Source organism: Methanobrevibacter sp. (assembly GCF_045577275.1).
Classification (GTDB): Archaea; Methanobacteriota; Methanobacteria; order Methanobacteriales; family Methanobacteriaceae; genus Methanobrevibacter.
The window spans coordinates 22,022-46,871 of sequence record NZ_JAZNIB010000252.1 but is presented as its reverse complement, the minus strand read 5'-3'; the positions used below and the strand labels follow the sequence as shown (position 1 = coordinate 46,871).

Annotated in this window: 47 protein-coding genes; 44 read left to right on the top strand and 3 right to left on the bottom strand. The window is 35.4% G+C overall.

What is annotated here, in order from left to right; genetic code table 11:
* From ACKI67_RS07435 to ACKI67_RS07425, 3 genes are all read left to right on the top strand, one after another.
* Nucleotides 1-691, top strand: a 691-nt coding sequence (locus tag ACKI67_RS07435; RefSeq protein WP_407462844.1) for a TIGR04255 family protein, incomplete at its 5' end; no start/stop codon positions are given.
* Complete coding sequence (locus ACKI67_RS07430) at nucleotides 684-1,169, top strand: hypothetical protein (protein ID WP_407462843.1); 486 nt, start codon at nucleotides 684-686, stop codon at nucleotides 1,167-1,169. The genes ACKI67_RS07435 and ACKI67_RS07430, both read left to right, overlap by 8 nt.
* Nucleotides 1,170-1,174: 5 nt before the next feature.
* A complete protein-coding gene (locus ACKI67_RS07425; protein ID WP_407462842.1) occupies nucleotides 1,175-1,537 on the top strand; it encodes a hypothetical protein in 363 nt (120 codons plus the stop codon).
* A gap of 404 nt (nucleotides 1,538-1,941) precedes the next feature.
* Here ACKI67_RS07425 and ACKI67_RS07420 read toward each other — a convergent pair whose 3' ends face one another.
* Nucleotides 1,942-2,118 (bottom strand): hypothetical protein, encoded by a 177-nt coding sequence (locus ACKI67_RS07420; RefSeq protein ID WP_407462841.1) that lies wholly within the window; start codon nucleotides 2,116-2,118, stop codon nucleotides 1,942-1,944.
* Nucleotides 2,119-2,305: 187 nt separating this feature from the next.
* On the opposite strand from ACKI67_RS07420, the gene ACKI67_RS07415 reads away from it, so the two are divergent.
* From ACKI67_RS07415 to ACKI67_RS07340, 16 genes are all read left to right on the top strand, one after another.
* The gene (locus tag ACKI67_RS07415) at nucleotides 2,306-2,485 is read left to right on the top strand and encodes a hypothetical protein (RefSeq protein WP_407462840.1); all 180 of its coding nucleotides are present in this window, start codon (nucleotides 2,306-2,308) and stop codon (nucleotides 2,483-2,485) included.
* Nucleotides 2,485-2,718, top strand: a complete 234-nt coding sequence (locus ACKI67_RS07410) for a hypothetical protein (protein ID WP_407462839.1) — start codon at nucleotides 2,485-2,487, stop codon at nucleotides 2,716-2,718. The genes ACKI67_RS07415 and ACKI67_RS07410 overlap by 1 nt, the downstream gene beginning before the upstream one ends.
* A complete protein-coding gene (locus ACKI67_RS07405) occupies nucleotides 2,719-2,886 on the top strand; it encodes a hypothetical protein (RefSeq protein ID WP_407462838.1) in 168 nt (55 codons plus the stop codon).
* 91 nt (nucleotides 2,887-2,977) lie between these two features.
* A complete protein-coding gene (locus ACKI67_RS07400; protein WP_407462836.1) occupies nucleotides 2,978-3,157 on the top strand; it encodes a hypothetical protein in 180 nt (59 codons plus the stop codon).
* A 20-nt stretch (nucleotides 3,158-3,177) separates the two neighbouring features.
* Nucleotides 3,178-3,609 carry a hypothetical protein gene (locus ACKI67_RS07395; RefSeq protein WP_407462835.1) on the top strand — a complete coding sequence of 144 codons (432 nt, stop codon included), beginning with the start codon at nucleotides 3,178-3,180 and terminating at the stop codon, nucleotides 3,607-3,609.
* A complete protein-coding gene (locus ACKI67_RS07390) occupies nucleotides 3,610-4,596 on the top strand; it encodes a hypothetical protein (protein WP_407462833.1) in 987 nt (328 codons plus the stop codon).
* Nucleotides 4,593-4,889 (top strand): hypothetical protein, encoded by a 297-nt coding sequence (locus ACKI67_RS07385; protein ID WP_407462832.1) that lies wholly within the window; start codon nucleotides 4,593-4,595, stop codon nucleotides 4,887-4,889. Before ACKI67_RS07390 ends, ACKI67_RS07385 begins: the two co-directional genes overlap by 4 nt.
* On the top strand, nucleotides 4,882-5,349 hold the full coding sequence (locus tag ACKI67_RS07380; RefSeq protein WP_407462830.1) for a hypothetical protein: 468 nt from the start codon (nucleotides 4,882-4,884) through the stop codon (nucleotides 5,347-5,349). Before ACKI67_RS07385 ends, ACKI67_RS07380 begins: the two co-directional genes overlap by 8 nt.
* Before the next feature lie 180 nt (nucleotides 5,350-5,529).
* Nucleotides 5,530-5,802, top strand: a complete 273-nt coding sequence (locus tag ACKI67_RS07375) for a hypothetical protein (RefSeq protein WP_407462829.1) — start codon at nucleotides 5,530-5,532, stop codon at nucleotides 5,800-5,802.
* Entirely contained in the window at nucleotides 5,795-6,205 is a 411-nt protein-coding gene (locus tag ACKI67_RS07370; protein ID WP_407462827.1) for an HNH endonuclease signature motif containing protein, read from the top strand. The genes ACKI67_RS07375 and ACKI67_RS07370 overlap by 8 nt, the downstream gene beginning before the upstream one ends.
* Before the next feature lie 110 nt (nucleotides 6,206-6,315).
* A complete protein-coding gene (locus tag ACKI67_RS07365) occupies nucleotides 6,316-6,594 on the top strand; it encodes a hypothetical protein (protein ID WP_407462825.1) in 279 nt (92 codons plus the stop codon).
* A gap of 4 nt (nucleotides 6,595-6,598) precedes the next feature.
* The gene (locus ACKI67_RS07360) at nucleotides 6,599-7,075 is read left to right on the top strand and encodes a hypothetical protein (protein WP_407462823.1); all 477 of its coding nucleotides are present in this window, start codon (nucleotides 6,599-6,601) and stop codon (nucleotides 7,073-7,075) included.
* Complete coding sequence (locus ACKI67_RS07355) at nucleotides 7,075-7,233, top strand: hypothetical protein (protein ID WP_407462822.1); 159 nt, start codon at nucleotides 7,075-7,077, stop codon at nucleotides 7,231-7,233. Before ACKI67_RS07360 ends, ACKI67_RS07355 begins: the two co-directional genes overlap by 1 nt.
* A 186-nt stretch (nucleotides 7,234-7,419) precedes the next feature.
* On the top strand, nucleotides 7,420-7,629 hold the full coding sequence (locus ACKI67_RS07350; protein WP_407462821.1) for a hypothetical protein: 210 nt from the start codon (nucleotides 7,420-7,422) through the stop codon (nucleotides 7,627-7,629).
* Between the two features lie 189 nt (nucleotides 7,630-7,818).
* Nucleotides 7,819-8,016: a hypothetical protein gene (locus ACKI67_RS07345; protein ID WP_407462819.1), complete on the top strand. Its 198-nt coding sequence runs from the start codon at nucleotides 7,819-7,821 to the stop codon at nucleotides 8,014-8,016.
* A complete protein-coding gene (locus tag ACKI67_RS07340; RefSeq protein WP_407462818.1) occupies nucleotides 8,013-8,177 on the top strand; it encodes a hypothetical protein in 165 nt (54 codons plus the stop codon). Before ACKI67_RS07345 ends, ACKI67_RS07340 begins: the two co-directional genes overlap by 4 nt.
* Nucleotides 8,178-8,206: 29 nt before the next feature.
* Here ACKI67_RS07340 and ACKI67_RS07335 read toward each other — a convergent pair whose 3' ends face one another.
* Nucleotides 8,207-8,341, bottom strand: a complete 135-nt coding sequence (locus ACKI67_RS07335) for a hypothetical protein (RefSeq protein WP_407462817.1) — start codon at nucleotides 8,339-8,341, stop codon at nucleotides 8,207-8,209.
* Nucleotides 8,342-8,425: 84 nt separating this feature from the next.
* Between ACKI67_RS07335 and ACKI67_RS07330 the strand changes: the two genes are divergently transcribed.
* The 15 genes from ACKI67_RS07330 to ACKI67_RS07260 all read left to right on the top strand — a co-directional run bounded on the left by ACKI67_RS07330 (nucleotide 8,426) and on the right by ACKI67_RS07260 (nucleotide 17,336).
* Nucleotides 8,426-8,782 carry an ASCH domain-containing protein gene (locus tag ACKI67_RS07330; RefSeq protein WP_407462816.1) on the top strand — a complete coding sequence of 119 codons (357 nt, stop codon included), beginning with the start codon at nucleotides 8,426-8,428 and terminating at the stop codon, nucleotides 8,780-8,782.
* A complete protein-coding gene (locus ACKI67_RS07325) occupies nucleotides 8,779-8,916 on the top strand; it encodes a hypothetical protein (protein ID WP_304103838.1) in 138 nt (45 codons plus the stop codon). Before ACKI67_RS07330 ends, ACKI67_RS07325 begins: the two co-directional genes overlap by 4 nt.
* Nucleotides 8,892-9,110 carry a hypothetical protein gene (locus ACKI67_RS07320; RefSeq protein WP_407462815.1) on the top strand — a complete coding sequence of 73 codons (219 nt, stop codon included), beginning with the start codon at nucleotides 8,892-8,894 and terminating at the stop codon, nucleotides 9,108-9,110. The genes ACKI67_RS07325 and ACKI67_RS07320 overlap by 25 nt, the downstream gene beginning before the upstream one ends.
* Nucleotides 9,097-9,366, top strand: a complete 270-nt coding sequence (locus ACKI67_RS07315) for a hypothetical protein (protein ID WP_407462814.1) — start codon at nucleotides 9,097-9,099, stop codon at nucleotides 9,364-9,366. The genes ACKI67_RS07320 and ACKI67_RS07315 overlap by 14 nt, the downstream gene beginning before the upstream one ends.
* Nucleotides 9,363-9,842: a hypothetical protein gene (locus ACKI67_RS07310; protein ID WP_407462812.1), complete on the top strand. Its 480-nt coding sequence runs from the start codon at nucleotides 9,363-9,365 to the stop codon at nucleotides 9,840-9,842. The genes ACKI67_RS07315 and ACKI67_RS07310 overlap by 4 nt, the downstream gene beginning before the upstream one ends.
* 6 nt (nucleotides 9,843-9,848) lie before the next feature.
* Nucleotides 9,849-10,010: a hypothetical protein gene (locus tag ACKI67_RS07305; RefSeq protein ID WP_407462811.1), complete on the top strand. Its 162-nt coding sequence runs from the start codon at nucleotides 9,849-9,851 to the stop codon at nucleotides 10,008-10,010.
* 338 nt (nucleotides 10,011-10,348) lie between these two features.
* Nucleotides 10,349-10,681 (top strand): hypothetical protein, encoded by a 333-nt coding sequence (locus tag ACKI67_RS07300; RefSeq protein ID WP_407462810.1) that lies wholly within the window; start codon nucleotides 10,349-10,351, stop codon nucleotides 10,679-10,681.
* Between the two features lie 186 nt (nucleotides 10,682-10,867).
* A complete protein-coding gene (locus tag ACKI67_RS07295; protein ID WP_407462809.1) occupies nucleotides 10,868-11,119 on the top strand; it encodes a hypothetical protein in 252 nt (83 codons plus the stop codon).
* A gap of 556 nt (nucleotides 11,120-11,675) precedes the next feature.
* Nucleotides 11,676-11,870 carry a hypothetical protein gene (locus ACKI67_RS07290; RefSeq protein ID WP_407462808.1) on the top strand — a complete coding sequence of 65 codons (195 nt, stop codon included), beginning with the start codon at nucleotides 11,676-11,678 and terminating at the stop codon, nucleotides 11,868-11,870.
* Nucleotides 11,871-11,967: 97 nt separating this feature from the next.
* Nucleotides 11,968-12,549, top strand: coding sequence for a hypothetical protein (locus ACKI67_RS07285; protein WP_407462807.1), 582 nt, complete (start codon nucleotides 11,968-11,970; stop codon nucleotides 12,547-12,549).
* Nucleotides 12,542-13,816 (top strand): PBSX family phage terminase large subunit, encoded by a 1,275-nt coding sequence (locus tag ACKI67_RS07280; RefSeq protein ID WP_407462806.1) that lies wholly within the window; start codon nucleotides 12,542-12,544, stop codon nucleotides 13,814-13,816. The genes ACKI67_RS07285 and ACKI67_RS07280 overlap by 8 nt, the downstream gene beginning before the upstream one ends.
* 5 nt (nucleotides 13,817-13,821) lie before the next feature.
* The gene (locus tag ACKI67_RS07275; protein ID WP_407462805.1) at nucleotides 13,822-15,120 is read left to right on the top strand and encodes a phage portal protein; all 1,299 of its coding nucleotides are present in this window, start codon (nucleotides 13,822-13,824) and stop codon (nucleotides 15,118-15,120) included.
* A complete protein-coding gene (locus ACKI67_RS07270; RefSeq protein WP_407462804.1) occupies nucleotides 15,110-16,705 on the top strand; it encodes a phage minor head protein in 1,596 nt (531 codons plus the stop codon). The genes ACKI67_RS07275 and ACKI67_RS07270 overlap by 11 nt, the downstream gene beginning before the upstream one ends.
* A 62-nt stretch (nucleotides 16,706-16,767) precedes the next feature.
* Nucleotides 16,768-17,001: a hypothetical protein gene (locus ACKI67_RS07265; RefSeq protein WP_407462803.1), complete on the top strand. Its 234-nt coding sequence runs from the start codon at nucleotides 16,768-16,770 to the stop codon at nucleotides 16,999-17,001.
* 185 nt (nucleotides 17,002-17,186) lie between these two features.
* Nucleotides 17,187-17,336 carry a hypothetical protein gene (locus ACKI67_RS07260; RefSeq protein WP_407462802.1) on the top strand — a complete coding sequence of 50 codons (150 nt, stop codon included), beginning with the start codon at nucleotides 17,187-17,189 and terminating at the stop codon, nucleotides 17,334-17,336.
* Between the two features lie 6 nt (nucleotides 17,337-17,342).
* Here ACKI67_RS07260 and ACKI67_RS07255 read toward each other — a convergent pair whose 3' ends face one another.
* Nucleotides 17,343-17,852: a GNAT family N-acetyltransferase gene (locus ACKI67_RS07255; protein WP_407462801.1), complete on the bottom strand. Its 510-nt coding sequence runs from the start codon at nucleotides 17,850-17,852 to the stop codon at nucleotides 17,343-17,345.
* A gap of 184 nt (nucleotides 17,853-18,036) precedes the next feature.
* Between ACKI67_RS07255 and ACKI67_RS07250 the strand changes: the two genes are divergently transcribed.
* The 10 genes from ACKI67_RS07250 to ACKI67_RS07205 all read left to right on the top strand — a co-directional run bounded on the left by ACKI67_RS07250 (nucleotide 18,037) and on the right by ACKI67_RS07205 (nucleotide 24,796).
* Entirely contained in the window at nucleotides 18,037-19,101 is a 1,065-nt protein-coding gene (locus ACKI67_RS07250) for a hypothetical protein (protein WP_407462800.1), read from the top strand.
* Nucleotides 19,102-19,160: 59 nt separating this feature from the next.
* Nucleotides 19,161-20,204: a phage major capsid protein gene (locus ACKI67_RS07245; protein WP_407462799.1), complete on the top strand. Its 1,044-nt coding sequence runs from the start codon at nucleotides 19,161-19,163 to the stop codon at nucleotides 20,202-20,204.
* A 66-nt stretch (nucleotides 20,205-20,270) separates the two neighbouring features.
* Nucleotides 20,271-20,762, top strand: coding sequence for a hypothetical protein (locus tag ACKI67_RS07240; protein ID WP_407462798.1), 492 nt, complete (start codon nucleotides 20,271-20,273; stop codon nucleotides 20,760-20,762).
* A 1-nt stretch (nucleotide 20,763) separates the two neighbouring features.
* Complete coding sequence (locus ACKI67_RS07235) at nucleotides 20,764-21,102, top strand: hypothetical protein (protein ID WP_407462797.1); 339 nt, start codon at nucleotides 20,764-20,766, stop codon at nucleotides 21,100-21,102.
* On the top strand, nucleotides 21,102-21,473 hold the full coding sequence (locus tag ACKI67_RS07230; protein WP_304093943.1) for an HK97-gp10 family putative phage morphogenesis protein: 372 nt from the start codon (nucleotides 21,102-21,104) through the stop codon (nucleotides 21,471-21,473). The genes ACKI67_RS07235 and ACKI67_RS07230 overlap by 1 nt, the downstream gene beginning before the upstream one ends.
* Nucleotides 21,474-22,088: a hypothetical protein gene (locus tag ACKI67_RS07225; RefSeq protein WP_304093941.1), complete on the top strand. Its 615-nt coding sequence runs from the start codon at nucleotides 21,474-21,476 to the stop codon at nucleotides 22,086-22,088.
* Nucleotides 22,085-22,330 carry a hypothetical protein gene (locus tag ACKI67_RS07220; RefSeq protein ID WP_407462796.1) on the top strand — a complete coding sequence of 82 codons (246 nt, stop codon included), beginning with the start codon at nucleotides 22,085-22,087 and terminating at the stop codon, nucleotides 22,328-22,330. Before ACKI67_RS07225 ends, ACKI67_RS07220 begins: the two co-directional genes overlap by 4 nt.
* 12 nt (nucleotides 22,331-22,342) lie before the next feature.
* Nucleotides 22,343-23,506, top strand: coding sequence for a hypothetical protein (locus ACKI67_RS07215; protein WP_407462795.1), 1,164 nt, complete (start codon nucleotides 22,343-22,345; stop codon nucleotides 23,504-23,506).
* A 2-nt stretch (nucleotides 23,507-23,508) separates the two neighbouring features.
* A complete protein-coding gene (locus ACKI67_RS07210; protein ID WP_407462794.1) occupies nucleotides 23,509-23,916 on the top strand; it encodes a hypothetical protein in 408 nt (135 codons plus the stop codon).
* A gap of 130 nt (nucleotides 23,917-24,046) precedes the next feature.
* Entirely contained in the window at nucleotides 24,047-24,796 is a 750-nt protein-coding gene (locus ACKI67_RS07205) for a hypothetical protein (protein WP_407462793.1), read from the top strand.
* The last annotated feature ends 54 nt before the right edge of the window (nucleotides 24,797-24,850 follow it).

Sequence of the window (24,850 nt, the reverse complement as noted above, 5' to 3'; positions counted from 1 at the left end):
TAATAAAGAAGCTGCAAAAGATTTCCGTGAAAAAATCTCTAAAGAATTCCCAAACCTAACCATAAAAAGACATCATGAATTAAACATAGGGATTGATGTAGAGACAGGCGAACCTACAAAAATAACTCCAGATGGAACTTACATTTGGGTTTTCAAAAACAGGTTACATAACAAATCTGTAGAATTAACCTCAAAAAGTTTAATTCTCCATTATAAAAAAGGGGCTTACACACACTTCAGATATTTCCTAGATGATATCATCCTATTAACCGATGCAATAAAAGGTTATGATCCAAAGGATATCTCATTTTTGGGTTTAAGATACATCAACCAAATCGATGGAAAATCTATTCCTGAACTTAAAGAACGCATTGAACCAAAATATTTCTCCAGTTATATTATGGACCTTGATGAGGATGAAGAGTTCATACAGATTTTAAACAGATTGTCCATTAAGAAAGGAGATTATATTTTAAATTTCCAATATGGTTTATTTAATGCTGCATATCCTAATCCTAATTTTGATAAGGATTTTATCCTGGACTTGGATTGCACCACTAAAAAGGTTAAGGAAATTGATGAAGTTATTGATGAATTAAAACAAATGAACAGTTTTATATGGTTCAAATATAATGCAGCCATTACAGATGTTTTAAGAGAAGAAATGAATAAGGAGGATTCACATGAATGATATAGCTACAACTACCACTATAAGAGACACTGTATCCATTAATGATAATATGGGGACAGAGGAATCATTTGATGTTAGTTTTAGTCAGGACAGTTCAAGTATAAATGGAAGTTACTCTGTTACCAATGTTGAGAATTATCCTTCTATTGTATATTTCATTCAAAATACTTTAAGTAATTTTGATTTGGTCAATGAGGATGATATAATTGATTTTATTATTAAAAATATTGGTCTTATCGAATTAATCGAAAAAGTTGCTCCCGTATTAAAAAATCATTTCCCAAGATATGGTTTTGGTCTAGAGTTTGATAAAGATCCGGAAATCCCAAGCTTCAATAAAATAATAGTGTATGTAAAAGGAGATGATGGCTCCTTTGATGAAGATTGGGAAGAGGTAAAAAAAGTCAATAGGGAGATTAGAAAGTTATCTCTTTATGATGATTCAGTGAAAAATTTATTATCTGTAGATTTGTGGTAATTATTATGGTTTTTGATTGGAAAGAATTTAATGATGTGGGGGTTCATTTGGAAGAGCATTCTTCAGAAGAGGCTTATCAGCGTTCTGCTGTAGGACGTTACTATTATTCCTGTTATCATCTTGTGAAGAATTATTACGAAAAGAAGTATCATTCTTTAGGGTACCAAAAACATCCTCATGAAACATTGATTGAGCGTTTAAATTTTTATGGGGATGAGGAAGAAGTTGATCTTGCTGAGGCATTAAGTAAGTTGAGGACTTATCGTAATAGGGCTGATTATTATCAAGGTTTTAGGAATAATATTATCCGAAATGCTAAAAAGGCTCGTGATGATATTAATTCTTTATTAGAAAGTTTAGAAAATTAGTTTAATATTTATTGGTGTGGTTATGTTATGTGAGAAGTAGTAAATTTATAATGCATTGGTTATAATAAAAATGAGTCATTTATGGTTAATGGCATAGTTTCAAGCGAAATACTAGTAGTACAATGGCAGTTGTCTACACAGTATTTCATCAACTATGCAGACATCAGAATAAAAAAAATAGCTAAAACGTCCAAGTGATAGTATTTTTAGTGTCTGTGTCGTAATATTATATATTGTTATGATTTTATTTAAACTTTACTTACAGGAATAGTTTAATATAAGATACTAAAATTTTATTGTCAAGTGGTAGAAATGGAATTTTGTAGAGATGGTGTTCTTTACAGTTTCGCAATATCACGAACAAAGCTATTTTTAAAAAAAATTTTTTAATAAATTTAAAATTTTTATTCTGATTTTTCAACAATTATTACAATTTTATCATTTTCACTATTGATTTTCCATTCAAGAGTGTCCCCTGCTTCTAATTGTAATATTTGTTTAACGTTTTGAGGTATAATTACTCTTAGGGAATCATTTATTGTGTTTGCTTTCCCTACTTTCGATTTTACTTTCATTAGCATATTCATACGCTCCTTTTTATTTTTTTATAATATTAAATATGTAATATCAATTATATATATTTATGTATATTAAGTTGCATAAATAATTGCATAAGTATATATATAAGAAAAACATATATAACTTTAAGTGAATTTTTGTGAATGGCAGTTCCAAAAATTTGCAAATTTATTGTCCAAGTGATAGTTTATGGAATTTTGTAGAGATGGTGTTCTTTACACTCACAAGGAACATGACGAAGCACAACGTGCAATCGCATGCGTCCACGAACTGCAAAGAACACGAAACGGAAAATCCACAACAAAAGTGGATAAAAATGTAACTGGTTTTAATACAAACAACAAAGCAGTCGTTGAAGGTGGTAAATGATGGAAACAATAATCCCCATCTACTCCACCAACCACACCCCCCTCAAAAAGGGTGAGATCATCTACACAACAAGCGCATGCTTCAAATTCGACAACAGAACCTCCCACTTCAACACAGAGGTAAAACTCGTAGGCGAAGCAAACTGCAAACACATGGAAACATACAAGGATCCAAGCCCAAGCGGAAACACAAACTACACCTATGACAAATGGGAAATCCTCGAGGTGATCTAAATGGTACGCAAAGAAAACAGTTACCTCATAATCCACAACAAGGGAACCTCCCACATAAGAGGACTAGAGGAAACAGCCAAGGAAGCAAGAGACAAATTCCACCCAGAAGGCCAAATCTACCTAACATGGAGTGAAAATACAGGCCACACCAGGGAGCTGATAGAATGAACACAGATTTCTTTGATGAGCTAGACCAAGACGCAAAAGAATGCCTTGAAGCAATTGAAGACCTTAAAAACTTTGAGGAGGACTACTAAAAATGTTCACAAAACCAAACAGTTCAAGAACACTTGAAAGAGCAGACCCAAGACAATCAATCCTACAGAATGACTTGGTGATTAGAATAAGCATCACAACACTAATCATCCTAGCCATTATATTATTCCTAATTGTTTGCTTCATACTCATACCTCCAACCTATGGATATTTCCACTGGTAAAAATGGGGAGGCGAATATTTATGGTTGCAAGCATTGAGGAACTAAAAAGGAAATATCCCGAATACCCTGAGGATATGAAAGTGTTCAACGATTTCATACAAATCAACAAAACACGGCTCTTGCTTTTAAGGGAAAAAGCCAGAACCAACAATGACGAAAGGCTATACGAGGCAGTCCAGCACCTATTCGAGGACTACTTCCAATACACACATGACAAGACATTATATGACCATTTCCCACTTGAATTGGGAAATGGGGATTATGATCCATACCTATTATCATGTGTAAAAGAGGAAGCCGAAAAAGTGAGAGACCATTACGCTCCAATGTGGAAAGACAGCAGAGGAATACCATTATACAATGGAAGACACCATAGCGCAGGTGTCATCCGTTGGGGCGATGCAGCCAGCGGCTGCAATAGGTTAGCAACAGACATAAAGAGGAGGATGTGAATGATGAATTTACCAATGACCAATGAAAACAATGTTCCTGATGTCAAGACAGCAATAGCCCAATGGGACGCTTACCAGGAACTATGCAAAGGATTACTGAATGACACAGATTACCAGGAAATCACTGTCAAGCAAAAAGATGAAAACGGAAAATATGTTAAAGTCCAAAAACAGTTCAAAAAGAAATCAGCATGGCAAAAATTGGGAAGAGCATTCAATGTTGACACAGAGATAGTGGCCCGTGAACTCGAAAGAACAAACACTGGTAGGGTTAAAGAGGCATATTACTGCATACGTGCCAGCCTTCCCAACGGAAGGCATGTGGAATCTGATGCCATATGTTCCAGGTCTGAAACTGGAAAAGATAAATCAACTGACCACACTATCATGTCCACTGCAAAGACTCGTGCAACTAACAGGGCCATTGCAGAACTCATAGGTGCAGGCGAGGTAAGTGCTGAGGAATTGGACCCAAGCTATAATAACCTGCATAATGATGTCATTGAAGCGGAAGTTGAAGAGATAGTCGAATCAGCTTATGATACCAGTTTCAGCACTGCAAAGGAACTGAAAGAAAAAGAAAAAGCTGAAGCAGAAGATGGTGAAGAGGACCCGGATAAGGTCTACAGGACCATCGGTGACGTCATTGCATACGCCACCCGCTTGAGCAAAAACAATGATCCTGGAAACATACTTAAAGTCATCAACAAGCTGCACGCTCCACTTGACTTGAAGCAAGGCGCTAGGGAGCAATTGCTACAGAACAGCATCATGATCAACAAGTATGACACTAAATTGACATGTGCCCAAATATTCTTTATCGTCAAGTCAAGATTAGACATTGAGGATTGTGAGAGAAAGCCTTCACTTGCTATGAAAGTGCTTGGAGGGTACAATAAAAAAGGATTATGTGATGAGGAAACCTGCAAGAAAGTCGCTACATACATTATGGGCTTGAAGCTCGATGAAAAAGGGGAGTTCCTATGAACACTCCCCATATTATCCATGTAGCAGAGGATGATACTGTTGCATTGTACCGTGTACGTTCTGACTCCAATCCTAACATTAGCTATGGTGTTGACATTGACAAACAGGAAGGCACTGTCTTTTGCGACTGCCCTGATTTCCGTTTTAGGAAGCAGACAGAAAAGTATGGAGGCGCAAACATCAATGACAAAAGGAATCATTGCAAGCATATAACGGAAATACTTAAGATCAGGAGGGATGATGTTCCTGTGTATCATATGTTGGCTGTTGCGGAGGTGCTGATGGATGGCTAAAAGAAAATGTACAGTAACATTGGATGCTGAGCTTGTGGATCTCCATAAGCTTAAATCTTCAGTGCCATTAAGCACTGATTTGAATAATTATCTGCAGGAATCATTATTGGTTGCTGATGAGCTTGATGAAGTTAATAAGCAGATTGAAAGACATGAAAAGAAACTTCAGGCATTAAGGCCTAAACAGGCTAGATTGGAGCAGATTAAAATCAATGAAATCAACAATAAGAACAATTATGCTCTTCTTTATGATACTTTAGAGAGGATGCAGAATGCCAATGATTGTATTGGCAAGAATCAGATTCGTTTGTTAGCGGAGCATCGTAATGTTGATTTTGACGGTTTGTTGGCTTATGCTGAAGAGGAAGGCTTTAAGATTGTTGAGGTTAGTAATGGGGAAACCAGGAAGCAGAAGCAGAAAACAGTAGGTATGTTGAATGGTGACACTAGTGGTTACTGAAAAATTTCGGTCTGGTAGGTGGAGTATGTATTAGTATGTATAGTATGTATTAGTATGTATTTTTGTTTATATTTTCAGTTTCAGATGAAATTTTTTTTATTTATTATATTATATTATAATATTTTTTTTTATTATATTATATATAATATAACAATTGTTATGTAAAGGAGGAAAAAACGTATGGGAATTTTTAACAAAATCGGAGACATAAAGAAAAGGAAAAACCAGTTCAAGCTTTTCAAAATGCTGATGCAGATGGGATTGAACAAGCCTAATGAGATGACAAGTGTCTGCGCTACTGTCATCACAAGCATTGCAGTAATGCATGAATTGCCGGAGGAAGACTTCAAGCAAATCACCAATGGAATGTTGGAGAAATATGCAGAAGTGAAAAATGATCCTGAAATCCAAGAAGAAATGAACAGCAAAATAGTGAGGGTCCCATATGATTAGTACAAAGTTTGGCAATGCATATCAAAGAAAAGACGGATACTGGCAAATCAGCAGTGGAGTTCACCAAGGTGAATTGTTGCATCGTTTAGTCTATGAAGATGCATTCGGCCCTATACCTGAAGGGTTCTGCGTACACCACCGAGACAACAATAAGGAAAACAATGCCCCAGACAATTTGATGATACTTTCTAAAAGTCATCATCATAAATTGCATATGAAAGGAACCAATCACCCAAGATGGGACAATGGCCGAATAGACCACGCAGGGGGAATCAATTTTCTTTCTGCAGAGAAAAACAAGGGCAAAACTATGTCTTCTGTTGCTGATGAATTAGGTTATACTCAATGTGTGCCTGTTCACCAATACTTGAAAAACAGGAATTTAAGGTGGAATCAGTTATGAGTTTTCAGATTGACTTAAGGTTCTTCTACCTTGAAGAAGGGGTACGTGATATGCTGATAAATGATCTGAAAAGCAAATGCAATTTTCTTATAGGGAGGAGATGATTTAAGATGATTGGCAAGAAGAATATTCCTAAAGCCAAATGCCTAATCAAAGCGTATCTCTTGACTCATCCTGGAAAACATTCCAGTAAAGAGATTAGCGATTGGATAACACGTAACGATTTTGGGATATATAGGGGAGTGACTCCTGGTGAAGTTGGAGCATTAATCAAGGAATCCACTATGGCCAGTGGCAACCGTAATTTCCTGGATATGGTCCAGTCTGCACGCAAGCACCCTAACAGTGGACATAAATTATACTGGATAGAGCAAAAAGGAGGCAAATAAGCATATGTTGGATTTTGATTATAACAGTTGGTACAAGGAGCATATTCATGAACTCGAAGTTGAGCATGCTCCAATGGCCACTTACATTTATTGCAAGGAGGGTGTTGATAGGGAAGAGGCCCTAAAGGATACACGGGTTCATGTGGATATGGTGAATAAGTTAATGGAGGTCATTTCTAAGGCCTTGTTGTATCGTGGCCTTAACCATGATTGGACCAAATTCGATTTCCCTAATTTGACCTTTGAGGAGCATATGAAAATTGAACGCCATCATTTGAACATTTCTACAGGGGTTCATGATGATGTTGATCTGTTGGATGTTTTGGAGTTCACCTGTGACTGTGTGAGTGCAGGACTCCAAAGGAGTGGGAAATTGAACTTGAATTATTTGAAGGTTCCTGAAGATGTTTTGCAGATGGCAGTTTATAATACTGCCTGCAAGCTAGTAATGTTATGCAATATGGAAAGAGGTGATGAATGATGGCTATCAAGGGGATTGGTGATGTAAAAATTAATTTTATCTTAAAATGGAAATGTTCCGAAGAGGAACTTTTAGAAAAATGCAGGTCATGTGAAACCTATTCTGAATTAAGGGATGTTTTGTATGATAATATGATTATTAGTGTAGGTGGTTTTTGATGTGTGATGATTGCAAGCATAGGACTGATGATTATTGTGAATTGTTTGATGATGTAATCTGCTTTGAGAATTACATTTTCAATGGGGGAGATGATGAATGATTTATGATACAATCGCTTTAGTGGTTTTATTAAGTGTCTTGTTTGTTTCTTTCATTGTTTTATTCTTTTATTACAGGTGATAATGATGAGTGGTACATTATATGTATGTGGCTTGTTTGAGCAGGAACTAGTCAATAAAGGGATAATGAAGGAAGGCCGTTGCAGAGATTGCATGAATTATGAAGGATTTAAAAGCAAGGGCGAATTGTTTATAATTTGTGTAAAAGACGGTAAAACAAGAAGATTAGAAAAAGAGAGAACTGATTGTCCTGATTGGGTGATTGATACAAGGTGATGGAATATGATTAATGATTTTTTATGGTATGTTCTTTGTGGTTTTATTTCAATATTAATTTATAGGTGGTTAAATGAGCGATAAACGATTTTTCCCTAAAAAGCATTATTATAAATGTCCTTTTTGGAATAAAAACATTAATTCACTATACAAAGTATTTCAAAATATAAAAAAATGAGGCTAATAAAAATGATTGAAAGATATCGAATCATGAAACCACGCAACAGCAACAACATATACCTATACGATGAAATAACCCAAGACATCGTCATTGAAATATGCACAGGAAACAAGCAAATGAACAGGATCATGATGCAAGCATGCTACCAACTATTGCATGGAGCAGAAACTTTAGAACTGAAAAAATTAACAGAGGAATCAATATGAATTGGAAAGATAAGGAAGTGGATAAGTTCCAAGTGAAAAGGAATGATAACCCTAAATCCAGTTGCCCCATAATCTTCTGCACTCCAGCTATAAATTATGGATTAACCAGGGAAGATTTCAATAAGATAAAACAAAGGGTAATGGAGTTTGATATCGAATGACAATAAAGACCAAGAAAGGACGAGACTATCTATTGGATAGGTTTTCCAGGATAAAATCTAATGTCCTTAGCTGTGGGGTCTACAGGAATGAAGAGGGGAACCCTTTGGTAAGAGTTACCATGAAAAGTGGTAAGATTTATGACTTCACGGGCAAGGATTGGCATTGCAAGGTTTTTGCTAGGGATTTCAGAAGAAAAATCCTGAATGTGTACTTTTAAAAAAAGTGTTGTAGGAGAAGTGATCTGAAAATGAAAAAATTGAAATTTTATGGGGAATATGTGGAGCCTATTAAGGAACACATAAAGACAAGCACTATAAGACGTCACTTTGACGGAAAGGTGGGAGATGAAATTCCAGCTTATGAAACTGAGGGTAACCCTTTAGTCAGTGGCAGGGAATTATTTGGTTATATTAAAATCAGAAGCATACAGTATATACGTTTTGATGAAATTGATAAGGAAATTGCAGGAACTGAAGGCTATTTGCATGAAGACCTGCTGAAGGAAGCATTGTATAACATTTATGATGATTTGGAAGAGTCAACTTTATTGTATTACATAAAGTTCAGATTCATGCCTAAAGAGAGTATGGAGTCAGAAGAATGAATCAGCTGAACGAAAAATTGAGGGTATTAAGGACTCAAATCAGTGCGGAGGAAATGAAGCCAAGGCCTGATTTGAATGTTTTGAAGATTTTACGCAAGGAGGAGAAATCATGCTTGAAGCAGCTTATGAAATAACCATATTAATGATATGTGTTTTTGTAGCAGGGGCAATGTTAGGATGGTTTTTACAGGAATGCTGGAATACACATGAGAAAATAAAAGAAAAGGAAAAGGAATTATATTCTTGGAATGTTCCAGACCATGTTAATTGCCGATGTTCAATGGGTCTAATATATGAGGATTTGGGGGATGATGATGAGCAACTTTAAATTATTGAAAAGTGAGGTCACTAACTTAAAGGAAAACATCGAAGTTGTAGAATCTGAAGATGTTGAAATGAATAAATTACACAATAGGATTTATTCCTTGAAAATGAGCATACTTGCTATAGATGAGCAACTTCAAAATGAATGCAAACCCACATTTAGCTGCCTAAGGGAATCAACTTTCCAAAAACTAGTGCAATTGGGAAACCTGAAGGAAACATATAAGATAGAACTGGAAAACCTGGAGTTACTACTATGATCACTATTAGAAGAACCAAGAATGCTGACAGCAGAACAGCAGATGAAAACCTAAGTTATGAAACCTTAAAAGACGATACAGTCCAACATATCCATGATGTTGAAAAAGGCATGGAATTTATCAGCGGATCCATTCAGAGAAGAGGCAATCTGCATGACTATACTAAAATAATCCACTTTGATGAATATGCAGAAAACGTCCTAAGTAGACATACCAATGAAGAGTTTACCAATAAGGAATGGTATCAGAAACATATTTTTAAAGAAAGACACCATTTAAATGCCAATTGCCCATTGGATGTAAACCTTATAGATGTGATTGAGATGATAGTGGATTGTGTGATGGCAGGAAAAGGCCGCACCGGCCACATAACCCCAGAATATCTGAAACTTAAAGACCCAAATCTTCTAGAAAGAGCCTATTGGAATACAGTCAAGCTGTTGGATGAGAATGTCATTGTTGAGGAGGATGAATAAGATATGATGAAAGAAACAATAATAGTCAAAAGAGTATGCAGCCAATGCAAACACTTCATAGTATGGGATCATAACATTACAGACTGTTATCTTGGCCGTTACATTGAACATAGAAAGGCACAAGGCGGATTGACCACTTGCCAATTCTGGGAGGCTAAAAAACATTAAGCTGAAAAACATCATTAACCTTTTATTGAAGGTTGAGGAAAAGCACAAAGGAAACATAAGAGTGTTTTACCTGGACAGTTATGGAAACATCCAAGACATTGATAATGTCCAGGTAAAAAGCATCCCTTTCCTTGGAGAGGTTGTCATACTGGAACAGGAAGATACAGAATTATGATAATTGTTCAACTTTAGATAGCAAATGTTGAACATGAAAAAATGAAACCTATGTATTTTCCAAAAATATGATTTAAACTGTTCAATAAATATATAAAAATATTGAACAATTATAAAAATATGGGAAAATTTTTATTGCATTAGACATGAGTGGAGAATTTATTATGAGTAAAAAATGCATATGCGCTTGGTGTGGAAAAGAATATGAGAAAACAAGCAATAGGCAAGTATGCTGCAGCAAAGAATGTCAAGAAAACCGAAACAGAGAATTAGCTGCCAAAAGGCAATCAAGATACTATTACCGACATAAAATAGGCAATACCAACAGTCGCAACATCACAGACTTAGGAAGCAAAGGAACAAGCCAAACTTCCCATAGCAAAGAAAATTTTCATGATGAATACCGAAGCATCCAGTCAGAAAAAAAGAGGTTAGGCCTAGAGTATAATTTCATTTCTAAATCGTTAGAGCATAAGTTAGAGGAAACTATATATTAGAAAAATTTTTACCATTTTCTTTCATATAGCCCCTCTAGATTATAACGTAATCTCGTACTACAAGATATTACATACATATGTTATCGCAAATCTTCAAACAAAAAGACAAAAGCTATTAAAACTATGTAAAAAATTCTCTACAAAAAGAAATATGCAAAAGCTTTCATTGATAATGGTGCTAATCCTATGAGGTCCACACAAGAAGAACAAGATGATCCTCCTAAAAATAAAAAAATAAGAATATCTTGCACATTGTGTGGAAGCACCAACCTCTGCTTTGAAGAAGACGAAACCTATTGCCGAAAATGTGGCCTGGTAATACAGGGAGTGCCTTCAGTAGACCATTACCCCCACGGATACATAATCGGCAACAAAAGACTAATGTACATAAACAAAAGAGTGAAGGTGAAAAAAGAAGGTAAAAAACATATTGGATAATATGGAATAACTGTCATGGGGAAAGAAAAAAACTATTTTTATCTTGTTTTTAAAGTTATTTGGTGTAATTTTTTGGTGTTAATTCTTGTCGTGTTCTAAATTTTCATTTATAATTCTTTTCTTGTGACAGTTATTCCATCCTATCCGATGAAAAACTACCATTTTTTTCACTGCCACATAATATCACTATGTGCAAAAACAAATGAGAGATTAAGCCTGGAAAAAAAGTTAATTGTGATGTCACCCCCTTTCCGAAAAAAATAATAATAAACTATTTTTTTTTTAAACATTCTTTTCCTGGGCTTGATCCTCATTTTACTTTTCAATAAAAAACTGATCTTTTTTTCATCCTTATACTTTTTTCACATTAAAAATACTAAACTATTATTTTTTTTTATTACAGGAGTGTGCCAATGCCTTGACAAATCATGCCAAAGAGATATGTGAAAACGAAACAAGAATAGTTACTCTAGAGCAAAAACTAGGATACCAGGATGAAAAATTTGAAAGTCTAATTCAAGACAATAAAGAAATAAAGAAAGATATTAATGAACTGGTGGTAGCTGTAACGGAGCTATCGAATACATTGAAGATGCGTGAACAGGATTCACGCAAACTGATAGAATTGGAAAATGAAATATCCGAGTTAAGGGCAGGGATAAAGACATTGAAATATATTCTGCCTATGATATTTACAGTTGTTACTATAGTTGTGAGTGTGGCAGGAGTAATCGTGAACATACTAATGTAAACATTTTTTTTCGTTTCAATTGTTTCATTGAAACGTTTCGTTTCGTTTCACTTTCTGAAACGTTTCACTAAAAAAATATGACTTGATGGTGATAACATTGGCAAGAAAAAACAAAGTAGAAGAAAGTCCTCATTTTAATGAAATAGTCAAACGATTAAGTGAGGGAGAAAGTGGAAGAAAAGTATCTGCTTGGTTGGAAAATACATATAACGAAAAGATATCATTCGCTGCATTGAACCGGTACAAATCCAAAAATATCAGAATGGAAGATCGTGTTGAAGCCGAACTTAATAAAAGAGCTAAAAAGAAAAAGAAAAAACCCAAAAAGAATAAAAAAGTTCAAGCTCAAACAGAAAAAGAAGTGCAACGTCAAGCAGATGAAAAAGAAACTGCAGAAGAAACAATAAATTCCGTTGCTGAAACGATTGCTATCAATATGGAAGGAGTTGCCCGTGTTGCAGCCCAGTTTCCAGAAAGATTTGAAGAAGCATGTAAAGATGCGAAAGACCCGGATAGTAATGTCACCTCGAAAGATGTTGCAAGATTATCTTTAGATGCAAATAAGTTATATAATGAATATTTCAAGCAAGATGAACCAGTAGAAGTTAACATTAATAACGGATTAATAGGGTTGGCTGAGTCAATTGAAAAAAGCAAAAAAGAGTACTCTGTTGAATAAAAATTATTTCCATTATGGGAAATGGGGACCAACAGCTATAAAATTCCTGGAAAACAGTACATCCTGGATAAACATATGCCATGGAAGCGTAAGGTCCGGTAAAACAATCGCATGCAATGCAAGATGGCTATTGTTCCTATTGCAATCAAATTCAACAGAATTCCTTATCAGCGGTAAAACCAGCCAATCATTAAGAAGAAATGTGATAAAACCATTAATCCAAATGATGAACACTGACAATATCCCCTATGAATACCGTAAGCATGATGGGGAATTGGAAATCAGAGACAAGCTCTGCTACTGCATGGGCTTTAATGATGAGAAAGCTGTGGATGTCATTGCAGGTATGAGTGTGGGAGGATGGTATGCTGATGAGATATCAAGATGCCCTCAATCCGCAGTGGAAATGGCAATAAGCCGTTGCAGTGATGAAGGAGCTAGAATGTTCTGGAACACCAATCCAGACAGTCCCTACCATTACATTTACACAAATTATATCAGCAATAAAAACTTGATAGACTCTGGATCAGTCAAAGTTTTTAAATTCCTCCTCGAGGATAACCCTAACCTTCCCCGAAAATATGTTGAGGAACTCAAAAGAGTCAATATGAAAAGTGACGTGTTCTACAAAAGAAACATCCTTGGCCAGTGGGTCATTGCAGAAGGAGCCATCTACGACCAATTTGTAGAATCCGAAAACACATTCACCACTAGGCCTGAACTTCATGAAATGAACATCTGCTGCGACTACGGTGTCAGTACTGTAACCACCTTTGGGGTTATGGGGATACAGAAAAACGAAACCTTAGGAAACAATTACTACCTCTTAGAGGAAACTTATTATGATGCTGAAGAGCAGGGAGTTACCCAGTCAGACAGCCAAAGGGTGGAAGACATACTCTACCTGCAAGACAAATATGAACTAACCAATAACAATACTCTTTTTTTACCGCATGATGCAGCAAGCCTAAAGAGCGCTTGCGAACAGGACCCACGAATACTAATGAATGTGGAAACCTATGCACCTAACACTTACGAAGACATTACAACAATACAGGACCTGATAAAGAATAGGCGATTCAAGATACATACAAGCTGCAAGCATAGCATAAGCCAAGCACAAACCTACAGTTGGGATAAGAAAGCCCAACAGCGTGGGGAAGACAAACCATTAAAGATAGATGATCACTGCCCAGACATGTGGCGTGGAGGAATACTTGGCCCAAGAGACAATGGCAGCATAATTTTAGAAATAATTGACATGTGATACTTATGGGATTAATTGATACAGTAAAAAATCATTTGCCAGGAATACGAAGACCTGAAAGAAGCAGCTTGGTAGACGTATTCATGAATGAATATGGGTGGAGTTTCACCACTCCAGACAAACACATAGGAGACCTACGGACCTACTATGATGCCTATGACAGTTGCGTATGGGTAAGGCGCTGTTGTGGAGTAATATGTGATGAAATACTAAGCACAGGTTACCAAATCAATAATCCTAATAAGGAACAGGTCAACTTTGAAAAAGTGAATTACCTGACAGACCTTTTCAATGCACCTGGAGGAAAATATGCTGATGACACATTCTCATCATTCATCAAACAGATAGTGCCAAGCTGGAAGGTTACAGGTGATGCATTCATAGAAGTCAACCATGACAAACTATTCGGAAACGTGCCTAATGGGTTCCGTTTCATACCAACCGAGTTGATGGGCTATGACTATGAACTTGGAGCATGGCGCCTTCGTAACACTGAACATGTCTTTGAGCCGGAAAACCTCATACACATTTACGAACCGAAAATAACTATCCGTGGGAGCAAATGGGGAACCAGTCTTATCGATACAGCTTCAATGGACATAGCATTGGAAGTATTAGGTCTTGGCCATAACAAGGACATTTTCTCCAATCATGGTCTAGATCCAAGAGGAGTATTGAACTTTGACAAGGACGTATCCTCAAACATTGTCAAAGGTAATATTGCTAGGTTAAAGAAAGAGAAAGAGAAAAAAGGAATGATTGTCACTCAAGGTGCCAATTATCAGGCCACCAATAACAGTAACAGGGATATGGAGTTTTTGGCATTGTTGCAGTATGCTCGTGACCGTATCATTACAATGTTTGGTGTTCCACCGGCTAAGGTGGGAATCATTGAGACCGGCAATATTGGTACTGGGACTGGTGAGTCTCAGGACAAGAACTTTGGCAAAGTCATCAATGGGGACTGCCGTGTGATAGAAGATGCCTTCAATAAGAACCTTGGCCGAAGTGGTTTCCAGGAACTGTTTGAGTTTATCCGTGAAGATCATGAGAACAAATTGAACCGTGCGGATATAGAGGACAAGCAGTTGCGTAATGGTACCACTTTCATTAATGAGGTAAGGTCTGGTTATGGTTTGCCTCCTGTTGAGTGGGGTAATGTCCCTATGAATTACTCACAGTTTGCACTTGCTGCAAGCCCTGAAGCCATTCAGGATTCTACTTTGATTCAACCGACTGAACAAGTGAAAATGCTGAAGAAGGCTTTATCTCTGGAAAGATTAGGTAATGAATATGATTTCTGAAGAAAGAATCAAAACTAATCATATCCTTCTTACTGAATTGGATATGTGGGATGCGTTTAGTGTTAAAAGCATCAATGATGAGTGGACTCTGAGATACTACAACACAATCATGAACCTTCTCAACAGTCAAGTAGATAAGGCGGTTAACTGGTTGGAAAGTGAAGAAGCAGAACAGATGTTCAAAGAGGAGGCACAGTATCAGCATGAACTCTTCCAATCCCTAGAAGACGAATGGGATAAGATTCTAGAAAGCAAATATCCTAGTGTTGAAGCATTGTTGCAAGAAGTTTATAATCGTGGCAAGGCTAAAGGTTATGCAGATATGAGAGAACACATCCGATTCTCAGATACAGACAAACTAGCTTTAGATTTTGTTCGAGATTATAATTTTGGACTAATGACTCGGATAGATTTTGATACACGTTATCAAATAAAAAATAATGTTATTTCCGGAATTATTTCTGGTCAAAATCCAAAGAATCTGGCACCTAAAATAAGAGATACATTAGGTACACGACTTGATGGATCTACATTTTCTCCTATGCAACGTGCAGTGATGATAGCAAGGACTGAAGTAAGCCGTGCCCAGAATACAGGGATACTGCAATCTTATGTCAACGAGGGATACACAGAAGTAAAAATCTTAACCGCTGAAGATAGCAATGTCTGTTACACTTGCTTAACTTATGCTTTTGAGTTCAACGAAGATACTCCAGTAATCTTTGAGAACCATGGAGAAGAAAAAATACACAATATCCTCGAATTACTTAAAGGAGGAATGTTCCCTCCATTCCATCCCAATTGCAGATGCACATACACAAGCATATGGAAAACAAAAGGAGAGCCTCCAAAAAATCCGATTATTGTTCATTTATTTGATAATAATTCCTATGGAGTACCATTAAGGGGATTATTCTCTTCATCATTAAAAGGTAATGAACACAGAGTATCCAAAAAAAAATTAACTGAAATTGATAAAGAGTATTTCATTAATCAAATTAAAGACTTTGTCGATGATGGTGAGGATGAATGGATTGCAAATCTTGTATCTCATTTTAGAGAAGAATTGCCTAATGTATTTTTTGAATTTATGAGTGTATTTATTAATAATACTTTTTTAGGCTTTGGAGATTGGGAAACTGATAATGTAAATCTCCCATTATGGATTAAAGAAACTGGTAAAGATGGGGAACTTCTATTTGTAATTCATAATCATCCATTCAAAACATCTAATTTCCCTTCATTTGATGATTTTGTAAATTTTACTACATTAGGAATCAAATATGGGGTTATTACAAATGATTATGGGACAATAATTATTAAAAATAAAGAAACTGAAAAAAATAAAAAAGCATTTGAAATTAAAGACGAAAATGGAAATTCTATATTAAAAAAAGGTATTGATAAAATCAGAGACAATATGATTGATGATTTTGAAGTAGAGAATAATATGGAATTTGATGAGGATAATCCAGAACATAACAAATTAATTAGTGAATTTGTAGATAATGATAAAGAAAAATATTGTGAACAATATCAAGATGTGTTAAATGATTTTGATATGAAGATAATATTTATTAAGTAGATCATACAAAATATAAGTATATAATTTTATTTATGAAATTGAATATTTATGTGGGGGTTTTTATGAATTATTCATGGCGTGAAAATACTGGTTATGGTGATTGGGGGAATACGGCGAAAATTCGCCGCATAAAAGAAAAAAGTCTTGAAGAACAAAAAGCCTATATCAAGGAGTTATGGCAGGAAGATCCTGAAAAGTATTATGAATGGAAAGAATACTGTATGGATGTAGGTGGGCTTCCAGATCTTTTTGGAACTCCTAATAATCCTATTCCTATTGACGAATCTAAATTATAAAATCTATTTTTACATTTTATTTTTATTTTTGGTCACTTCACTTATGTGAGTGGCCTTTTTTAATCAACCAATTACTATTAAAACCAATTAATAACTTTTATATACTACGGAACCATAAATTATATATACTAATATATAAAATTAAAATTATAGACTATGAAAATTTTACACGACATGGTGATAATATGGCAAAACCAATTAACGCAACTCCTGTTTTAAAAGGGGAGGATGCAAAAAGATTTATAAAAAATTTGAATAAACCTTATATTGCAAGAAATGCCCCATCTAGATCAGATGTGACAAAAATTTTTAAATCAAATAGGATTAGAAAATAAAAATTGTTATTCGTTATAAATATGTAAATCTTTATACATAGGGATATTTTCTTTATCCTCATTATCTTTTAATAATGCCCTAAATGAATTTTTATTATAAAATTTTATAACTTTCCCATCATTATAAGCATCTACAGACACAAACCTCAAACCAATTTGCTCTTGTAGTTCTAAACATAATCCATCTACCCACTGTAATAAGTAAGAACCCACTCCTTTTCTATGGTAATTTTTAGCTATTGCCAAACGACCTACTTTAATAGCTGGATATGAGGGATATCTCACTTCTAATTTTTCTTCGAGGGAAATAGAATCTGATGAAATTGCTATGTACCCAATTATGTCATCATAATACTTACATAAATATATTACACTTAAATTGTTATTTAAATTAATAAAAGAATTTTCTAATAAAAACTCATTTAAATCATCATCCCCACAATCAAAATCTATATTTTGCAAGTTTTCATAATCTGCTACAATTATTTCAATTTTATTCTTATCTACTTCACACATAATTTACTTTTTATTTTTATAAACTTATAAAGTTTAATTAATTTTTAGATTTTTCTTTTGTGGGATAATATTTTTTAAATTTTAAATTTTTACTAAATTTTTTTCATTAATGACTTAAGGGTTTGAGTCCCTAATCCCACACCTCAAAAAAAAACAACTATTTATGAATGGATAGTGAACAGTAATGTCAACTAAAAGCATAACAAAGCAATTTAAATTGTATGCACCATCCACACAGAAATCATACGAGTTAAACCCTGACGGAACACTCACCATAGAGGGAGTTGCCTCAACCACCAATAAGGACCTTCAAGGGGATATAGTGTTGCCATCAGCTATTGACTCCATGAAAACACAATTGCTCTCAAGCAGCAAGAACCTTCATGGGGATCATAGGTATGACTTGTTTGATGGTATTATCGGCGCTATCAAGGAAGTGATGGATACAGATGAGAATGTGTTGAAGATCAAGTCTGTTATCCGTTCCAAGTTTGCAGCTGAGATAAAGGAAATGTTGGACATTGGTATCAATCTTGGCCTCAGCATTGGTGGTCGGATTAAGGAGTATAATACTATTCCTGATGGGTGGGAGATAAAGGATATTGACCTTTTGGAAATCAGTTTAACTGGTATGCCTGCCAATTGGGACACCTACGGCACCATAACTGCAAGTAATGGTGTAGTGGAGTCCAAGTGTTTGACCGGTGCATGTCATGTTATACGAAAAAACTTAATGGATGATAAAATGTCAGAAGAACAAAAATTTGATGAAACTCAGAAAAATGTTAAAGAGGAGTCTGATGTTTTCACTAAAGATGATGCAGTAGACCTTTTTAACGAGTTGATGAGTACTAAACAAGAAGAAATCGCTCGTGAAACTGTAAATCAAGTGAGCAAAGAATTAGAAACTATCATTAAAGACCAGTTTGATAAATTGAAAGCTGACTCTAATGATGAAGGAAAACCTGATGAAGACGAAGATGAAGAAGAAAATGGAATAGATGAAGAGAAAATGAAATCCTTCATTGAATCTACAGTCACCAAAGCAATGGATGAATCCATGGGAAAACTCTTCAAAGAATTAGGCGATAACCGTGACCCAAAATTCCATGTTGATGATGTAAAAGAAAAATACTTGCAAGATGAAGAGTCTGAGGATGAGGGTATGACTAGCAAACAGATTGCAGAGCAAATGTTCGCTAATCAATCTCAAGATGAATTCATCAGAGCCTTATTAAATCAAGATTAATTTTTCTCCACAAAAAAATTGAATGAATTTGAATTATTTTATACCGAGGTAGATTATTTATGACCGCAATAGATGAGATTAAAGCACAATTTGCTTCTCAAAACAAACAATTACAAGCTTTAAGCAAAGCTTATGAAGACTTGAAAAAAGACATGATGACTACTGATAATGCACCGCAATCCAGTCAAATCGCATACAGTCCAGACCTTAAAAGTAAAGTGTTTGAAAAAGCACCATACTTCAGATTCCTTGAATCCAAAGGCCGTGTAGATGACAGTTTCGGCTCCACCTATGCAGGTTTCTACAAAGAAACAGATAACAGTGCTGCAAGTTGGATTGACGAATCAGATGACATCCCAACTCAAACCGCTTCCTCTTATGCAGAAGAAGTTAGCAAGATGAAAACCTTGATTCACCCTATTGATGTCAGTTTGATGGCTCAAATGGGTAACAATGCAATTGATATCCTTGCCAGGGAAATCGACAAAGGTTTCATTAAAGTCACTAACCAATTGGATAGCACCCTTTTGCAAGGTGCAGGAACTGCAGCTGCTAAAGATTTCAAAGGTTTCACCAAACAAGTCTCTACCAATGTAGATACTCTTGATGCTGATGAACCTATTAGCGAAGATGCTATTGATGACATGTTAACCAGTATCATTGACGGCAATGGAGGTGTAGTTGATTGTATTGTCACCACTAATGCTGTTGCAAAACAACTCAAGAAATTAGTTGCTCCATACAGACGTTTCAACGATAAGATTGATATTGGATTAGGTCACAGGGTTATAGCTTATGAAGCTCCTAATGGTTCTGAAATCCCTATCCTTATTGATTCCAACTTGGCTCAAATCAACAGCAAAGATGTGATGTTATTCGTTGATTCTTCCACTATTGAAGTTAAACGTTTACTTGCACCTACCTTGATGACCAATTTGCCAACCAATAAGCTCGGTACTAAAAATGCAGTTGTCAGCTTTGCCACTGCCAATAATATTGCTGAGTTCAGAAATGGTATGATTAAAGGTATCGATACCAGTTTGGAAGTTGCATCTCCTTACAATGTGACTGTTAATGTTCCTGAAGCTGAAGGAACAGGATAAAAATTTAAACTTTTGATTTTTTAATTTTTAAACATTAATTTTTTTTTTGAGAGGTGAAAAAGTCCGATGACTGATGAAAGCAATATTAATGAAGATGTCCTAAAAGACAAACTTCTAAAACGTTTGGAAGTTGAAGTAGGTTTGCCTCTCATACCTAAATCCGCTAAAGAATTAGAAAGAAATTTCCAAGGTTCTGAAATAATATTGTCTTACTTTCCAATCCGTTCAGTTGAACTATTGAAAATTGATGGCAATGCCCTGGATCTTGAGGAAATTATCATAATTGAAGATGAAGGAATAATTCATTTGCCTAATGAATATTCTGGGAATCTTTTATACATTGAGTATACTTACGGTTTGCCTGAAACTGAATTTAACCCTATAATTGACTTGATGATGGAACATGAACTTGATACTGATTGGAAAAAGGATGTTTCCAGTGTAAAAGAAATCAATGTAAGTGTTTCATATGATACCAGTCTAAGTAAGGGTGCGACTATTCAGAATATGATTGCTGATTTGCGCAACCGTTACAATTGTTTGGTGAGGATGATATAAGATGCCAGTCCTGTTTCCCAATGAAGAGATGGATATATACACTTGTCAAAATGAAAGTTTCGATTACTATGGTTCGCAGAATGAATATGTCTATAAGGAAACCATAAGTGTAGACATGCAACTCATTTCTCCTACATCATCCTTGAGAGAATTTGGTAAGATACTCCAAGACACCTACAGAGTCATCATGGATGAAACTGTAGAAATCAATGACACCGACCAATTAAGAATCAATGATGCCAAGTATGAGATAATTGGGTCTATAGAAAACTGCAATCATGGATTGATACCTCATAAGGAAATGGTTATAAAAAGACAAAGAAAAGAGGTGCAGGAGTAATGGCTGACTTTAGTGTAGATATCAAATTCGATGATTCCTATTTTAAAAAATTAGGATTAAAAGAAGGAGGATATGAAGATGCACTAGACACTGCCGTTGACCACACATTACATGATGCAGAAAACACTATGAGACGTGAAGCTCCGATTGACACAGGTAACCTTCGTAGGAGCATTAGCAAATTCAAACCAGGGAAATGCCAAGGCCAAATACACAGTTCCTTGCACAACCCTCCTTACTGGATTTATCTCCAATATGGAACCAGCAAAATGAGTCCTAACCCTTTTGTAACACGAACTGCTAGGAAAGTAGGGCCTAAACTCACAAGGTATATTCATGAAGAACTTAAAAATAGTGGGGTGTTTGAGTAAATGCATAAGTTGGAAAAGGCATTCATAGATTTGCTACGTGGACATTTAACAGTCCAAGATAATAAGATTTACACAGGGAATCGCTACAGGCCAAGTGACATAACTCCATGTGTAAATGTTTCATTGGCTGATGAATCAATAATCAAACAGAAATATGTTGAAATTGACAATGTCCAGTATATCAGCAAAAGATATTCTGCAGATATATGGATTAACATTTGGTGCAACTCAGAAGAAGAGCGCCAAACATTAATCACAGAAATCAATAACAGAATACTTAAGGCAGAAGCTAATCACTACAGCGCTTGTGCCAACTTCAACCCAGTAAACAGTAAGTGCAATGCAACTATGAATGAATGTGAAGCGTTAAACACACTCAACGGACGAACCAACAAAAAGCAATGCCCAAACCTCCAGAGTTACCAATCTTTCTTTAAGCATAACAACATTGTAAAAAGAACATTTTCAATTAATAGTGTAACAGATTTGGATGAACTAGACACTAGCGAAACAATACTCAGAACCATTTTTAAAACTCAAATGGAATATTACACTTTCTATCGAATTGGTGGAAAAACTTATGACTCCATAAATATTAGAGAGGATTTATTATGACAACCAAAAAAGAAAGTACTAAAAAAACTGATGCTGCTCCAAAGCTAAAGAAGGAGAAGAAAATCCTTTTTGAAGCAGTAAAAGAAAACAGTACTTCAAAACATGTTATAGTTGGTGCTTTATCTTTTGCAGGTTTACTCAAACAATACCGCTATGAGGAATCTGTATATGGGAAAGAGGATATTGAACCAAGCATTACAGATGATGAATTAGAAAAAATTATTAAAAAATTTATAAACTAAAGGTGAAACCTTATGGCTATTACAGAAACTCCAAAAGTAAAATATTTTGAAGGGACTTCCAATCCAACCCTTTCAGGAACAGGAGGGGAAATCCCAATAATTATCGGAATCTCCAACAATGCAAATCCTGCATCAGGCATCCAAAAGTTTAAAAACTTTTCTGCATGCAATGCCACAGTAGCAAACGGAGGGTTAGGAACTGATACCACCAACAACCCTTTACTTGCATTTTTAAAAGAATTCTTTGAAGAAAACAAAAAGAAAAGTTCAGACGAACTTAGTGTACCTTATGTGTATGTTATAGATCTCGGAACTGGTATGACTACTGGAGAAACCCCTGCTCTTAAAACTGCTGACTGGACTAATGCAATGACATTAGCAAAAAGCAAAAGAGAAGTGCAAGCAGAAGTATTCGTAGGATTTAAAAAATCCCACACCTTAGCAACCATTACCAGTCTCATGGATTCTGCAGTTGACAAAATCATAGATGACAGTCAGACAGGTAATCCAAGAGTGGCATACTTCACTATCGAAGGATGCACAGATGCAGAATTAAAACAAATTGCAGATGACAGTCAAACAAATTATATTCAAAACAGCAGAGCTGTATTATGTGAATTCCTTTTATTTGGAAAGACTGTCGCTAATGTATTAAATACGCCTCCTGAAGAGGAACCAGGTTACACTGATTATCGTAGTGTTTCACCAGGAACTTTCATTGAAAGAACCCCTGAGGAAGAGGATGAATTGCAAGCTGCAGGAGTGATTTTCAATCGTGATGAAAGAGCAGGCTCTGAAATCCATCCAAGAATCAACCTTGCAGTAAGCACTGCATTTGCAGCTTCTCCAGATAGCAGGCCTAATGATGCATTATTGCATGCAAGAAGAAATGTGGATCAACTCATACGTGAAGCATATATGAAATTGTACACACAGTTGAAACGTAATGAAACTGAAATCAATATCAATTACTTGCAATCTGACTTGGATGTATTGGTCAATGCTAAAATACGTGAAGGCATAATGAAAGACGGAACCGATATTATAGTGGTTGAAGATGAGGTTAATCCATGGGATTTGCATGCTGAAGGTGTGGCAGTACCAGTTAACAGTACTTTACTCATTGGTTTCAGCATGTATATAGAACAACCTAATGCAATTAGTGGAGGCGCTTAAGCATGGCTATTAAAATAGACCCTACAGATAACAGTTATGAAATGGCAGAAATGAGAATTGATTCAGAAAGAATCTATTCCAATGAATTTAACATGGACCTTGGTGAAGATGGCGGAGACCCTAAAAGCGTAACAAATAGTGCAGACCCTATCCGTTACGGCCGTACCAAGAACACATATGAATGGGGAGCTTCAGGTGTTGAACCAGAATTTTATGATTTCCTCGTTGAAGCAAAACTCAAAAAGAAAATTTTCCCTATAGGAGTTTTCCGTTTTGGCCCTGATGGAGATTACAAAGCAGTGGGCACTATGACCAATGCAAGAATCAGTGAAGTTAACTTTTCATATGGGGATGATGGAGTAACTCTTGATGTTTCAGGTACTGCTTTAGGCTTTGAATTACCAAGATAAATCTTAAATAAAAATTTACTCCTCATTTTTTTATCCACTTTTATTTTATTTTCTTTTTTTTAATTTTTTATTATAATGCAATTAATATCCCTTTTTTTATCCTTTAATACAGTCAGGAGAGATTATTTTTATGATGAATGAAATTGACACTAAAGCAGCAGACAAACATAACCTCAGAACAAGATTCCCAGAGGAATGCAAAAGACTGCCTTACGAATACTTAGAACCAAATGAAAAAGAACTTGTAGACAAATGCATAAATCATGAAGAATTCACTGAAGATGAATTATCCAGTTTGAAAGAATTACTGGCAAGATACAGGCCACATTTCAATGATTATGATGTAGTAAGCATAGAAAAAAACTTGGATGATAACTTGAGAATCATCAAAACAAGTGATGAATTATTACGATTATTAAATGACCCTAACCGTTTCCGCATCGATATGAATTACCATATTGGTGATGAAACATTCAGATTAAAACTTAAAATTAAACAATTGCCTGATTCAGATTACATTAGATTGCTTGACACCCAAACAAGAGTTTTCAGAGACCTTAATGACACTGAAAAAAGAGTGTATGCAAAAGCAGCAAATGGTGGAAACAATTTAAGTCCTGAAGAGACCAATATGATGAAGCATATTCAGGACAAAATCAATGAAAAGGTAATGGATTATGAAGGAAATGCGCAGGATATTACAGAAATACTTGCACGCATTGTTGATTTTGTTGATGATCCAGAAAAACCATACACAGAAAAATTGGATTTCTGGAAGCAAATAGACCTTCCAACAAGAATATTATTGTTCAATAAGATAAAAGAAAAACTCAACATCAGTGATAAAACTGAAGAAGAGCTTTTTCCAACTCCTAGATAGTTTCCTAGGGGAAGTCTACTTTCGTGTAGCAAAACACTATGGTATCGGAATACT